12 protein-coding genes are annotated in these 13,087 nt (G+C 56.9%); 4 read left to right on the top strand and 8 right to left on the bottom strand.

Going from position 1 to position 13,087, the window contains the following annotated elements; genetic code table 11:
* Positions 1–9 precede the first annotated feature (9 nt).
* A complete protein-coding gene (locus tag QLG08_RS10300) occupies positions 10–1,449 on the top strand; it encodes a PLP-dependent aminotransferase family protein (protein WP_145032353.1) in 1,440 nt (479 codons plus the stop codon).
* A gap of 92 nt (positions 1,450–1,541) precedes the next feature.
* Here the strand turns inward: QLG08_RS10300 and fabB are convergent, their stop codons facing one another.
* Entirely contained in the window at positions 1,542–2,762 is a 1,221-nt protein-coding gene (fabB, locus tag QLG08_RS10295) for a beta-ketoacyl-ACP synthase I (protein ID WP_013026560.1), read from the bottom strand.
* A 152-nt stretch (positions 2,763–2,914) separates the two neighbouring features.
* On the opposite strand from fabB, the gene mnmC reads away from it, so the two are divergent.
* Complete coding sequence (gene mnmC / locus QLG08_RS10290) at positions 2,915–4,927, top strand: bifunctional tRNA (5-methylaminomethyl-2-thiouridine)(34)-methyltransferase MnmD/FAD-dependent 5-carboxymethylaminomethyl-2-thiouridine(34) oxidoreductase MnmC (RefSeq protein ID WP_282472899.1); 2,013 nt, start codon at positions 2,915–2,917, stop codon at positions 4,925–4,927.
* Positions 4,928–4,954: 27 nt separating this feature from the next.
* Here the strand turns inward: mnmC and QLG08_RS10285 are convergent, their stop codons facing one another.
* From QLG08_RS10285 to prmB, 6 genes are read right to left on the bottom strand one after another with little or no spacing between them, the layout of a single operon-like run.
* Complete coding sequence (locus QLG08_RS10285; protein ID WP_013026562.1) at positions 4,955–5,236, bottom strand: YfcL family protein; 282 nt, start codon at positions 5,234–5,236, stop codon at positions 4,955–4,957.
* A 34-nt stretch (positions 5,237–5,270) separates the two neighbouring features.
* Positions 5,271–5,816, bottom strand: coding sequence for an elongation factor P hydroxylase (locus tag QLG08_RS10280; RefSeq protein WP_013026563.1), 546 nt, complete (start codon positions 5,814–5,816; stop codon positions 5,271–5,273).
* Between the two features lie 20 nt (positions 5,817–5,836).
* A complete protein-coding gene (locus tag QLG08_RS10275; protein ID WP_013026564.1) occupies positions 5,837–6,640 on the bottom strand; it encodes a sulfite exporter TauE/SafE family protein in 804 nt (267 codons plus the stop codon).
* A gap of 8 nt (positions 6,641–6,648) precedes the next feature.
* The gene (gene mepA, locus QLG08_RS10270) at positions 6,649–7,467 is read right to left on the bottom strand and encodes a penicillin-insensitive murein endopeptidase (RefSeq protein WP_041455847.1); all 819 of its coding nucleotides are present in this window, start codon (positions 7,465–7,467) and stop codon (positions 6,649–6,651) included.
* Positions 7,468–7,471: 4 nt separating this feature from the next.
* Entirely contained in the window at positions 7,472–8,557 is a 1,086-nt protein-coding gene (gene aroC, locus QLG08_RS10265; protein WP_014605353.1) for a chorismate synthase, read from the bottom strand.
* Between the two features lie 46 nt (positions 8,558–8,603).
* The gene (gene prmB, locus QLG08_RS10260; RefSeq protein ID WP_014605352.1) at positions 8,604–9,536 is read right to left on the bottom strand and encodes a 50S ribosomal protein L3 N(5)-glutamine methyltransferase; all 933 of its coding nucleotides are present in this window, start codon (positions 9,534–9,536) and stop codon (positions 8,604–8,606) included.
* 160 nt (positions 9,537–9,696) lie between these two features.
* On the opposite strand from prmB, the gene smrB reads away from it, so the two are divergent.
* Together smrB and QLG08_RS10250 are read left to right on the top strand one after the other, a co-directional pair.
* Complete coding sequence (smrB, locus tag QLG08_RS10255) at positions 9,697–10,245, top strand: endonuclease SmrB (RefSeq protein ID WP_013026568.1); 549 nt, start codon at positions 9,697–9,699, stop codon at positions 10,243–10,245.
* Between the two features lie 274 nt (positions 10,246–10,519).
* Entirely contained in the window at positions 10,520–12,340 is a 1,821-nt protein-coding gene (locus tag QLG08_RS10250; RefSeq protein ID WP_028715419.1) for a methyl-accepting chemotaxis protein, read from the top strand.
* Between the two features lie 77 nt (positions 12,341–12,417).
* Here QLG08_RS10250 and sixA read toward each other — a convergent pair whose 3' ends face one another.
* Entirely contained in the window at positions 12,418–12,900 is a 483-nt protein-coding gene (gene sixA / locus QLG08_RS10245; protein WP_013026570.1) for a phosphohistidine phosphatase SixA, read from the bottom strand.
* Positions 12,901–13,087: the final 187 nt, after the last annotated feature.

Below are 13,087 nucleotides of genomic sequence, written 5' to 3'. Positions count from 1 at the left end.
AAGACCACGATGACTTCCCCGCTGCTGCAACTGTTTCATCATCAGGCAACCGGCGGTCTGCGCGACCGCCTGTGCGCCACGCTTCGCCAGTGGATAGAAACCGCGCACCTTCAGGCGGGTCAGAAACTGCCCTCCAGCCGTCAGTTGGCTGCCGATTTGAATCTGTCACGCGTTACGGTTGAAGCGGCTTACGCTCAGCTTGAAAGTGAAGGCTACCTGCGGCGGGAGTCCGGTCGCGGTAGCTTCGTTGCCATCACGCTGCCGGTCAGCGCGCCGCGCCCCCGCGCTGACCGCATGGCGCATTTCTCGCAGCGCGGCCATCAGATGCTGGCGACAGGCGGTTGTCAGGATGTGCCCTTTCCGTATGCCTTTTCGGCAGGTTCGCCAGATTTGCGCGCCTTTCCTCATCCTCTCTGGCGGCGCTTAACCGCCCGCGTGCAGCGCACCGCAGGCCCTGGCGTCATGGGCTATGGCGATCCGTTGGGGTACCTGCCACTTCGCCACGCGCTTGCAGACTACCTTGCCCTGTCTCGTGGGGTTCACTGCGAGGCTGAGCAGGTGATTATTTTGACCAGTTCACAGCAGGCGCTGCAGCTGCTGTCGTTAATGCTGATTGATCCCGGTGATGAGATCTGGATGGAAGAGCCGGGCTATGCGGGCGCGCGCAATGCCTTTCTTGCTGCAGGCGCACGGGTGCGCGGCATTCAGGTGGATGCCGAGGGGGCGATTCCTCAAGCCGGAACAGCAAAGCTGATGTATCTGACACCTTCGCATCAGTATCCCACCGGCGTGTCATTAAGCCTGCCGCGCCGTCTGGCCTGGCTGGACTGGGCACGGCGCAACGGCAGTTGGCTGATTGAAGACGATTACGACAGCGAGTTTCACTATGACGATCGCCCTGCGTCTGCGCTGCACGGGCTCGACAACGATAACCGGGTCATTACCCTCGGCACATTTTCAAAATCGCTGTTTCCGTCGCTACGTCTGGCATGGATGGTGGTGCCCGGCCCGCTGGTCGCGCCCTTAGGTCGCGCGCGCAGCCTGCTTGACGGGCATAGCGCCCTGCTGCCCCAGGCGGTAACGGCGGAATTTATGCAGCAGGGGCATTTTGCCAGCCACCTGCGTTTGATGCGCCAGCTTTACCATAGCCGCCGCGATCGCTTACTCGAGCAGATAGCGCAACGCCTGACGCCCTGGCTCAGGCCCTTTCCCTGCCCGGGTGGACTGCAGACAACCGTTGCTCTGCGGCAGGGCGACGAAGCGAGGCTGAGTTTACAGGCCGAGAAGATGGGGTTATTGCTGCCTCGCCTGAGTCCGCTCTACGGCGATGGCGCGCGTCAGCAAGGCTGGATTCTGGGTTTTGCGGCGCTGACGCCGGATGAGATAGTGGCCGGGTGCGATAAGCTGGTGAGGCTGTTTTCATCGGGCTCATCACCCAACCGTCGCTAAGGGATAATCAAAACAAAAAAGGCCGGCAAGCCGACCTTTTCACAGGGTTCACGTCGTGCCGCGCAGCGCGACGTCACGTTTTTAACCGGGCATTAAGCCTGGTATTTACGCATTGTCAGCGTGGCGTTGGTGCCACCAAAGCCAAAGCTGTTTGACATTACCGTGGTCAGCGCTTTTTCAGTTGGCTGAGTCACAATATTCATCCCTTCTGCCGCCGCGTCCAGCGAGCTGATATTGATGCTTGGGGCAATAAAACCGTGCTCCAGCATCAGCAGCGAGTAGATAGCTTCCTGCACGCCCGCCGCCCCTAAGGAGTGGCCGGTCATCGCTTTGGTTGCAGAAATATACGGCGTGTTGTCGCCGAACACTTCGCGAATGGCACCCAGCTCTTTCACATCACCGACTGGCGTAGAGGTTCCGTGGCTGTTCAGGTAGTCGATTGGCGTATCCACACCGTGCATCGCCATCTTCATGCAGCGCACTGCGCCTTCACCGGATGGCGCAACCATGTCTGCCCCGTCCGACGTTGCGCCATAGCCCACGATTTCAGCGTAGATGTGCGCGCCACGCGCCAGCGCATGTTCCAGTTCTTCAACCACGACCATACCGCCGCCGCCCGCAATGACGAAGCCATCACGTTCGTTGTCATAGGTCCGTGAGGCTTTTTCTGGCGTGTCGTTATAACGCGTAGAAAGTGCGCCCATTGCATCAAACTCACAGGCCATTTCCCAGCACAGCTCTTCGCCGCCGCCCGCAAAAACGATATCCTGTTTGCCCAGTTGAATCTGTTCAACCGCGTTACCGATACAGTGCGCGGAGGTCGCACAGGCAGAGCTGATTGAATAGTTCACGCCGTGGATTTTAAACGGCGTAGCCAGACAGGCTGAAACGCCTGACGCCATTGCCTTAGTCACCACATAAGGCCCTACGGCTTTCAGACCGCGTGGGCTGCGCATGGCATCCGCACCAAAAACCTGAAAACGTGGGGAACCACCGCCAGATCCTGCAATCAGACCTACGCGAGGGTTATTCTGGTAAGCTTCGTTGCTCAGGCCAGAATCTTTGATGGCTTCTTCCATAGACAGGTAAGCATAGATGGACGCATCACTCATAAAACGCACAACTTTGCGATCGATGAGGCCGGTAGTATCGAGTTTAACGTTACCCCAGACGTGACTACGCATGCCGGAATCTTTCATCTCCTGGGAAAAAGTGATGCCTGAGCGGCCCTCACGCAGAGATGCCAGCACCTCTTGCTGGTTATTACCAATACTGGAAACGATCCCTAAGCCAGTAATCACAGCACGTTTCATTCAATCTTCCTCACCACTTCTGTTATTTGACGAGCACTCTAGCTTACACTTGTACGCCGAACAAGTCCGATCAGCCATTTCCTTTTGTAAATTTGCGTCATGTCACTCCGACCGATAAGATCCTGACACTCCCTGAAAAATGAGCCTTTACTGTGAAAACACCCCAGGTTGAACACGCCAGACTGAGCTGGAACGAACAGGGTACACCTGTTTCCCGAGCGTTTGACGACGTCTATTTTTCCAATGACAACGGTCTGGAAGAGACACGTTATGTCTTTCTGGGTGGCAATGATTTCCCACAACGCTTTCATCAGCACCCGCGCGATCTGCTCATTGTTGCCGAAAGCGGGTTTGGCACAGGCCTGAACTTTCTCACGCTCTGGCAGGCCTTTGATTCCTTCCAGCAACATTATCCTGACGCGCCCCTAAAACGTCTGCACTTCATCAGTTTTGAAAAATTCCCCCTGACGCAGGCCGATTTAACGGCGGCCCACCAGCACTGGCCCGAACTGGCCCCCTGGGCTGAACAGCTCCAGCACCAGTGGCCGCTGGCACTGCCAGGCTGCCAGCGGGTGTTATTTGATTCGGGCCGCGTCACACTGGACCTGTGGTTAGGCGATATTAATGCGCTAATTGATAATTTTGATGACAGTCTGCATCGCCAGGTGGATGCCTGGTTTCTGGATGGCTTTGCGCCGTCGAAAAATCCCGATATGTGGACGCCGGAACTGTTTGCGTCGATGGCGAAACTGGCCCGGCCAGGGGGCACATTTGCAACCTTTACGGCAGCGGGTTTTGTGCGGCGCGGGTTGCAACAGGCGGGCTTTGCGGTGACCCGGCGTAAAGGCTTTGGGCCGAAACGGGAAATGCTGTGCGGTTCGCTTGAGGCCGCGCCTGCGCTGACTCATCGCCAGCCCTGGTATGCGCGCCCTGCCCTGTCCGGTAAGGAGATCGCCCTGGTCGGCGGCGGCGTTGCCAGCGCGACGCTGGCCCTTGCCTTACTTCGCCGGGGCTTTCGCGTGACGCTCTACTGCGCTGACGAGGCACCCGCGCTGGGGGCGTCCAGTAATCGTCAGGGCGCGCTCTATCCGCTCCTTAACCAGCACGATCCTGCCCTGGCGGCTTTCTTTCCTGCCGCATTCAGTTTTGCCCGTCGCCTGTATGATCAACTCGATCTGCCTTATGAACATGACTGGAGCGGCGTATTGCAGTTGGGCTGGGACGAGAAAAGTGCCAGTAAGATTGCGCAGATGCTGGATATGGCCCTACCGGCTGAGGTCGCCTTTGGCGTCAACCAGGACGAGGCAGCCGCGTTGGCAAATGTGGCGCTGGATTGCGGAGGTATATTTTATCCACTGGGCGGCTGGCTGGCCCCGGCCGAATTAACCACAGCCCTGCTGTCCCACTGCGAGCAGCGTGGATTACGCATTCACTGGCTGCACCGCGTCACCGCACTGACGCAGGTTCAGCAAGGCTGGCAGTTAACCTTTGACGAAAAGCCCGCAACCCAGCATCAGGCTGTGGTGCTGGCTAATGGTCATGCCATGACCGATCTGCCTCAGACCGATGCCCTGCCGGTTTACCCGGTCGCCGGTCAGGTCAGCCATATCCCGGCTTCACCGGCCCTGTCGGCACTGAAAGCGGTACTTTGCTATGACGGCTACCTCACGCCAGCCAGCCCGCAGTTTGGTACGCACTGTATCGGGGCCAGCTATCATCGTGGCGACACCTCTACCGCCTATCGCGAAGACGATCAGCAGCAAAACCGCAGCCGTCTGCAGCACTGCCTGCCACACAGCGACTGGGTGAATGACGTGGACGTCAGTGAGGGCGAGGCGCGCAATGGCGTGCGCTGCGCCACACGCGATCATTTGCCCATGGTCGGCAGCGTGCCGGATTACGTGGCAACGCTTGACGTTTATGCCGATCTTGCTCAGCAGCGCGCCCGCGAGGCCGAGAGCGAAATGGCACCCTGTTTCCCTGGCCTTTATCTGTTTGGTGCGCTTGGCTCACGCGGGCTGTGCAGCGCCCCCCTGGCGGCGGAAGTGCTGGCGGCTCAGCTTAGCGGTGAACCCCAGCCGCTGGACCTCAACACGCTCGCGGCGCTTCATCCCAATCGTTACTGGGTAAGAAAACTACTGAAGGGTAAAAAAGCGGGGAAATAGCACAGGGCGGTCTGCCGCCCTGACTACTCAAGCCGTCTGACGGGCCTGTAAAAACAGGTTATCCCACATGCCAATCACCAGCGCCTGGTCCCGTGGCGATAACTCCCCGGCAGCAATGGCATTTTGCAGGCTACGTGTCACCTGAATCTGTAGCGCCTGCGGCGTGTGGTCGTCCAGCAGTTCCACTTCAGCGACTGCCAGAGTGAGGTGGCCGCGCAGATAACCGCTGGCAAATAGCTCATCGTCACTGGCGTGCTCAACCATATCGTCAATCAGGGCCAGAATACGTGCCTCAAATTCTGCGATCATCTCATCATTCCTCTGTTATTAAGTCCCTTATGCATCACAGATCGTCCGGCCAGGGAAACTGCGATGCGGTCAGAGAAGGCCTGCCATAATAGTCAGCCAGGGCTGAAATAAAGCGTGCGGGGCGGTCAGGAATACCCGACGCCAGATAGCTCATGACCTGGGCATGAACTTTACGCTGAAAGCCAATGCGATCTGGCTCACAATCGCCTTCGAGATTGTCACAACTGACGTTGAAGGGAAAGCCTGCGGCTACACAAAACATCCACTCCAGCGCCTGTGGCTTCACCTCAACCGCTTCAAACTGGCTCTGCGTTTGCGCGTCGCGTCCGTCCGGACAATACCAGTAGCCAAAATCCACTAACTTACGCCGGGCTTCGCCAGCAATGCACCAGTGTGAAATTTCATGCAGCGCGCTGGCATAAAACCCATGAGCAAAAACCACCCGGTTCCATGGTGATTCATCATCCGCTGGAAGATAGATCGGTTCGTCATCGCCTTTAATTAGACGGGTCTGAAAATCGTGGCTAAAGCAGTCATCAAACAGCGTAATAAGCTGCGCGTAATTATGTGTTGTTGTCATTAAGTCATCACGTAAAAGTATTACAGATTCAGCGTGCTCAGCCAGGCCATGAATTCGCTGCCGTGGCTGTCCCAGAGCAGCTTGATGCTCATTACCGCCGAAACGATGACCACCATCGGGCGAATCAGCCTTTGTCCGCGTGCCAGCACCAGCCTGGCGCCCAGGCGAGCCCCGCAAAAAGCCCCCAGCATCATGATAAGTCCCGTGCCCCAGACCACTTTGCCACCAAACATAAAAAACAGCAGGCTGCCCAAGTTGGAGGTGAAATTGAGCAGTTTGGCGTGGGCGGTGGCTTTCGCCAGGTTGTAGCCGCATAGCGTCACGAAGCCCAGCGCGTAGAAAGAGCCCGCACCGGGTCCAAAGAAGCCATCATAAAAGCCGATACAGCCACCGCCGACCAGGGCAAAAGGCAGCCCCTGCAGGCGGTGAACGCGATCGTCTTCACCGATGCGCGGCATCAGCAGAAACCACATGCCAATAGCAATCAACAACAGCGGCAGCACCTGACGCAAAAAATCAGCCTGAAGGTGCTGGATCAGAATGGCACCGCCAACCGCCCCCAAAAAGGTCATGGCGATATTCAGCCGCTGCTCGCTCAGCTTAATCGCCCCGCGCCGGACAAAATAGAGGCTGGCCGAGAACGATCCGCCGACCGACTGCAGCTTGTTGGTTGCCAGCGCCTGAGCCGGTGACAGCCCGGCCGCCAGCAACGCGGGAACGGTTAACAGTCCGCCGCCGCCCGCAATGGAGTCAATAAAACCTGCCAGCAGCGCAATGAAAAACAGCAGCGCGACCAACAACGGGCTGACAACGAACCATTCCATGGGAACCCTTACAGTAGATGTTTATCCAGCAGTGCCTGACAGGCCGCAGGCAGCGGCGGCGGTTCACGTTTCACCGGTGCAGAGCCAGGCTGCTTGGGCAAAAACCAGCTTTGCAGTTCTGCGCCGCAGCCGTCACCGGCAGGCGGCGGTGCCTGCTCTTCACAGTCGGGGCTGCCCTGCGGACAGCGCAAACGGACGTGCATGTGGGCGCGATGCGCAAACCACGGACGCACCTTACGCAGCCAGGCCCGGTCTGTGCCTGCATCGGCACACAGCTGCTTTTTAATCGCCGGATTGACGAAAATACGCGTGACATCTTCATCTTTCGCCGCCAGCTTAATCAGGCTGTCAATCTCAGGCTGCCAGTGGCGCGCCACCACGTTCTTGTCGTCGGCGGTGACGAGGTCCAGCGGCTGGGGCTTAAGCAGCTGCTGCGCGCTCCAGCGGGTTTTAGGCAGTTGCAGCCAGATGTCCACGTCCAGCCCGGTTTGATGGCTGGCATGTCCACTGCTGAAGCGCCCGCCCGCCGCCATGCCCATATCGCCAATCAACACGTTTCCTAGCTGGAGGCTATGGGCCTGGGTGGCCAGGCGCTGGATAAACAGGATCAGATCGGGATGCCCGAAATAGCGGCGCTGATCCTGACGCATCACCTGATAATCAGGCGAATTAAGCGGTAAAGCCTGCGCACCCACAATACAGCCATTGGCAAAGCCACCAATAGCCGTCGGTTGACCCGCAATCGGGTGCTGGATGCGCTGCCACGGCGTCGCCGCCAGGCTGGCCGCGCTCAACAACAGCGCGCTCACCATCAGCAAAATTTTCATTGGCTTACCAACGTGGCACGGTGGAGTGCACATCGCCACACTGCGCGCGCTGGCGCAGCAGATGATCCATCAGCACGATGGCCATCATGGCTTCGGCAATCGGCACGGCACGGATGCCCACGCAGGGATCGTGGCGACCTTTCGTGATCATCTCCACTTCCTCGCCGTCGCGGGTGATGGTTTTCCCCGGCACGGTAATACTGGAGGTGGGCTTCATGGCCAGATTGGCGCTGATGGTCTGACCGCTGCTGATGCCGCCCAGAATACCGCCCGCATGGTTGCTCTGGAAACCACTGGCGCGAATTTCATCGCGATGCTGACTGCCACGCTGATTAACCACAGCAAAACCGTCGCCGATTTCTACCCCTTTCACCGCATTAATGCTCATGAGCGCATGCGCCAGGTCGGCATCCAGGCGATCAAAAACCGGCTCGCCCAGGCCTGGTGGTACGTTTTCCGCCATGACCGTAACCTTGGCCCCAATCGAATCGCCTTCCTTCTTCAGGCCGCGCATCAGCTCGTCCAGCGCGTCCAGCTTGTCCGCATCCGGGCAAAAGAAAGGATTATCTTCCACAATGCTCCAGTCTTTCAGTTCACAGGCCACGTCGCCGATCTGCGCCAGATAGCCGCGAACCACAATATCGTGCTTCATCTGCAGATATTTTTTGGCAATCGCCCCAGCAGCCACGCGCATCGCGGTTTCGCGTGCTGATGAACGGCCGCCACCACGGTAGTCACGCGTACCGTACTTCTGCTCATAGGTGTAATCCGCATGGCCAGGACGGAACAGATCTTTAATGGCACCGTAATCCTGCGAGCGCTGATCGGTGTTCTCAATCAGCAGGCCGATCGAGGTACCGGTGGTCACACCTTCAAACACGCCAGACAAAATTTTCACCTGATCCGGCTCACGGCGCTGGGTGGTATAGCGCGACGTGCCTGGACGACGACGGTCGAGATCGTGCTGAATATCGGCTTCGGTTAACGGGATGCCCGGCGGCACGCCATCAACAATACAGCCCAGGGCAATACCGTGAGATTCACCAAAGGTGGTGACGCGAAAGAACTGTCCGATGCTGTTTCCGGCCATTGAGATTCCTTGTTACGGTTTGACGGGCGAAGGTTCGCCCATCCTTTTAGTCTTTATAAAATGAGAAATGGTGCTGTGCATCCACGATCTGCTGGCGGGTGAGCATAAAGACGCCGTCGCCGCCATTGTCGAACTCCAGCCAGGTAAAGGGCACATCGGGATACTGTTCCATCATGTGCACCATGCTGTTGCCCACTTCGCAAATCAGCACGCCCTGCTCGCTCAGGTAGCCCGGCGCGCAGGCAAGAATGCGGCGCACCAGTTTAAGGCCATCGCTGCCCGCCGCCAGCCCCAGTTCGGGTTCATGCTGATACTCGCTCGGCAGATCGTCCATATCTTCCGCATCGACATAGGGCGGATTCGTCACGATCAGGTCGTACTGCACCGGCGGGAGTTCGCGGAACAGATCGGCGCGGATCGGCGTGACGTGATGAATCAGGCCGTGCTCTTCAATATTTTGCTCGGCGACCGCCAGCGCATCGTGGGAAATATCCACTGCATCCACTTCTGCGTCCGGAAAGGCATAGGCGCAGGCAATCGCAATACAGCCGCTGCCGGTGCACATGTCCAGAATATGTCGCGGTTTGTCCGTGATCAGACCGGCAAAGCGGTTTTCAATCAGTTCCCCAATGGGCGAACGCGGAACCAGAACCCGTTCATCAACGTAAAACTCATGGCCGCAGAACCAGGCTTTATTCGTGAGATAGGCGACCGGAATGCGCTCGTTCACGCGGCGAATAACGCGCTCAACAATGCGATGGCGTTCGCTGGCCGTAAGGCGCGCGTTACGCATGTCTTCAGGGATATCCAGGGGCAACCACAGCGTGGGCAGGACCAGCTGGACAGCTTCGTCCCAGGGGTTATCTGTGCCGTGTCCGTACCAGATTCCGGCAGCCGTAAAGCGGCTAACTGACCAGCGCAGCATATCCTGAATGGTGTGCAGTTCGTTCACTGCCTCATCGACGAAAATTTTGTCCACGTAGCCCTCCGCAGGCCTTTTACTAATTCGGCCGATAGTTTGCCACGAAGCCGAGGAGAATTCAGCGCAGCAAGGTGAAAAAGCTGACAATTAATGACGGTTAACGGTAAGGTATCGGCTTCTGCTGTTAATCAGCCACCTCAGACATGATTCACCACCCATGAGTAAAAAAAACCCCCTGAGCCAGGATGATCAAGCGCTGTTTCGCCAGTTGATGACAGGAACGCGTCAGTTAAAACAAGACACTATCGTACACAAACCGGCGGTTAAAACCCGGGAAGTGCCGATAAAAAGGCTGCTGTCTGAACAGGCGGATAACAGCCACTACTTTTCCGATGAGTTCCAGCCGCTGCTTTCCACTGAAGGGGCGACGCGCTATGTGCGCGCGGACGTGAGCCATTTTGAGCTGAAAAAGCTGCGTCGGGGCGATTATACGCCAGAGATTTTTCTCGATCTGCATGGGTTAACACAGATGCAGGCCAAGCAGGAGTTAGGCGCGCTAATTGCCGCCTGTCGTCGCGAACACCTTTTTTGCGCCAGCGTGATGACCGGACATGGTAAACATATTCTAAAGCAGCAAACGCCGCTTTGGCTGGCTCAACATCCCTGGGTAATGGCCTTTCACCAGGCACCTAAAATGTTTGGTGGCGACGCTGCCTTGCTGGTGCTGATTGAAGTAGAAGAGTGGCAACCGCCAGAGCTGCCCTGACATTCAGGCAGCAAAACGGCTTAAGCACCTTGCCCCGCTGCCTCCCCCTTTGACGGGGGAGCCCGTTAAACGGACTCACACGTCGCTCCCCTTAAACGCCCGATCCCGCCCCTGTTTGGCCAGGCGTTCTGCTGCTTTCTGTTCAGGCTGACGCAGACTATTTGCTTAAGAAACTATTTATATTCAATACAAGTTTTCCCTTGCCGATAACGTCTAGGCATTTAGGCACATTAGGCTTCAACATTTTGGCGTATTAACCAAGGGAACATTTTGAATGAGCGCATTAAGTCGTTTTTTTGAGAATTTAAACGTGGGCAAAAAGCTCATGCTCGGGTTTGGACTGATTTTGCTTTTAAGTCTGGCCGTCGCGATATGTGGTATTAAAAACCTCAACGATATTAGCGTCCGGGCCGAAAAGCTCAGGGAGCTGAAAAGCGTTAATGACCGGTTTTCTCAGGCCAAAGATGCCCGACTGCAGTTCGTTAAAACGCATGATGAGAAATTCATCGACATAAACGAAACCATGCTGAAAGAGGTGGATCAGAATCTGAAAAACCTGGGCGCTTTCCGCTGGGATGCCAGTCAGCAGGCCATGATTACGGCGATGCCGTCCGCCATTGCCACTTACCGGCAGAAACGGGCCGAAACCGTGCAGGCCGTCCGTAACGGTACGCAGGCGCTGCAGAATCTGTCCGTAGCAGATGAGATGCGCGAAATCAGCCAGCTTGCCACCAGCAACAGCGGCGACCCACAGACGGGCCCGGCGTTACAGGAAATTAATAAGCATCTGGGCGGCGTGGCGGTGCGCGTGAAACTCTTCGGCCTTGAGCACAAAGACGATGACCGCAATGCCTTGAGCAGCTTCCTGTCGGAAACAGTGCAGCTGATCGCGCAGGTTAAACCGCGTCTCAATCCTGCAGACGGTGCCGCCCTTGAAAAAGTCAGTGCACAGCTTGAGGCGAAACAGGGTGAAATCTCTGCGCTGATGGCATCAGTGGCCTCGGGCGATGAGGCCACCGCGCAACTGGCTGTGGCGGGCAAAACCCTGACCGACATGAGCAACGCACTGTTTACGCAGCAACTCGATGCGACCAATCACGATGCGAACCAGGCTGTCTGGCTGATGACGGTGATCATTATCGCCGCTGTCGTCGCAGGCATTCTTATTGCCTTGTTTATTACCCGTCAACTGACGCGTCCTCTCTCTGAGCTGCTGAACGTGGCTAATGAGATGGCGCGTGGCAACCTGAGCATTAAGCTGAAATCATCCCGTCGGGATGAACTGGGCGAATTAATGCATGCGGTCGCTGAAATGAGCGATGAACTGCGTCGCATTATCAGCGGCATCCGCAGCGGCGTAACCAGCGTCAGTCAGGCTTCAGCCGAAATTGCCTCGGGCAATAATGACCTGTCAGCCCGCACGGAAAGTCAGGCTGCGGCCCTTGCGCAGACAGCCGCGAGCATGGAGCAACTTACGGCGACGGTTAAGCAGAACGCAGACAACATCCATCATTCGAGCCGTCTGGCGCAGCAAACCTTCGACACAGCCAGTCGCGGCGGACAGCTAGTTACGGATGTGGTGACGACCATGAATGAGATCACCACCAGCTCCGGTAAAATCTCAGAAATCACCTCTGTCATCAACAGCATCGCCTTCCAGACCAACATTCTGGCCCTGAATGCCGCCGTAGAAGCCGCACGGGCCGGTGAACAAGGTCGTGGCTTTGCCGTGGTAGCAAGCGAAGTGCGCAATCTGGCTCAGCGCAGCGCGCAGGCAGCGAAGGAGATTGAAGCATTGATTCACGATTCCGTAGCGCGCATCAATGCGGGTTCACAACTGGTTAGCCAGACGGGCAATACCATGGGGGAAATCGTCAACTCGGTGAGTAACGTAACAGATCTGTTAAACGAAATTTCTCACGCGTCTGAAGAGCAGAACCGCGGCATTGCGCAGGTCGGCGTGGCTATCGTTGAAATGGATAACGTGACGCAGCAAAACGCGGCCCTGGTGGAACAGTCCTCTGCGGCGGCAAGCGCGCTCCATGACCAGGCGCAAACGCTGGCGGGCTCAGTATCACGTTTTGTGATTGCCTGACCTGCAGGGAAAGAAGCAGACGGGAATGACGTTCGGGGGTCGTTTTCATGTTCGGGCCAGTAAATGGCCCGACATTATTACATCGCTTTCGCGAGTTTTTTGGGGCTGACCTGCCATAACAGTTTGCCCTGACTTTCAGCCGGATCGAAGTCAATGCAGGCAATGGCCGAGGTGGCAAACATCGGTGGGGTTTCCTGGGGGCAAAGCTCCGACACCAGATAGCCCACCAGTGGCAAGTGGGAGATAACCAGCGCCGATTTAACCCCTTCATTCGCCAGTGCCTGCAAATAGCATCCGACCAGACCGGGATCGCCGCCGGGCGTCAGTTCCGGCAAAATATCCTCCCCTTCTGGCAAAGGGAACGCCTCACGAAATGTGGCAAGCGTCTGCTGCGCACGGAGATAGGGGCTGACCAGTACACGTTCAATGTCAACAGACTGACCTTTTAACCAGTTCGCCATTTGACGTGATTCGTCACATCCACAAAGCGTTAAAGGCCTGACTGAATCACTGGCAGCCTCAAGAGCCGCATCGCCGTGACGCATGATAAAAACTTGCATAAAGCACCGCTGTTGTTTGTCGACATCGCCTGATGCATCCGCATCAGGCGCTTCATTCTGCGAATGAACGTCGTGTTGTACCCTAATGACTTCAGTATAGTCAACCGGTTGTTTATTAAATAAGCACCTGTCAGATTCGTGCAGCGCCTCACGCTTGTGCGGCGCGTTTCTAACCCCCTGAATCGGA

This window comes from Pantoea sp. V106_11, assembly GCF_029967885.1.
Taxonomy (GTDB): Bacteria; Pseudomonadota; Gammaproteobacteria; order Enterobacterales; family Enterobacteriaceae; genus Pantoea; species Pantoea ananatis.
Note: the sequence above shows the minus strand (reverse complement) of the source record. Positions and strands in the feature narration are given on the sequence as shown.

Excerpts from the sequence above, each read along its gene's own strand:
- QLG08_RS10300 (WP_145032353.1), top strand. The coding sequence starts at position 10 with ATGACTTCCCCGCTGCTGCAACTGTTTCATCATCAGGCAACCGGCGGT.
- fabB (WP_013026560.1), bottom strand. The coding sequence starts at position 2,762 with ATGAAACGTGCTGTGATTACTGGCTTAGGGATCGTTTCCAGTATTGGT.
- QLG08_RS10285 (WP_013026562.1), bottom strand. The coding sequence starts at position 5,236 with ATGATCGCAGAATTTGAGGCACGTATTCTGGCCCTGATTGACGATATG.
- QLG08_RS10280 (WP_013026563.1), bottom strand. The coding sequence starts at position 5,816 with ATGACAACAACACATAATTACGCGCAGCTTATTACGCTGTTTGATGAC.
- QLG08_RS10275 (WP_013026564.1), bottom strand. The coding sequence starts at position 6,640 with ATGGAATGGTTCGTTGTCAGCCCGTTGTTGGTCGCGCTGCTGTTTTTC.
- mepA (WP_041455847.1), bottom strand. The coding sequence starts at position 7,467 with ATGAAAATTTTGCTGATGGTGAGCGCGCTGTTGTTGAGCGCGGCCAGC.
- aroC (WP_014605353.1), bottom strand. The coding sequence starts at position 8,557 with ATGGCCGGAAACAGCATCGGACAGTTCTTTCGCGTCACCACCTTTGGT.
- smrB (WP_013026568.1), top strand. The coding sequence starts at position 9,697 with ATGAGTAAAAAAAACCCCCTGAGCCAGGATGATCAAGCGCTGTTTCGC.
- QLG08_RS10250 (WP_028715419.1), top strand. The coding sequence starts at position 10,520 with ATGAGCGCATTAAGTCGTTTTTTTGAGAATTTAAACGTGGGCAAAAAG.
- sixA (WP_013026570.1), bottom strand. The coding sequence starts at position 12,900 with ATGCAAGTTTTTATCATGCGTCACGGCGATGCGGCTCTTGAGGCTGCC.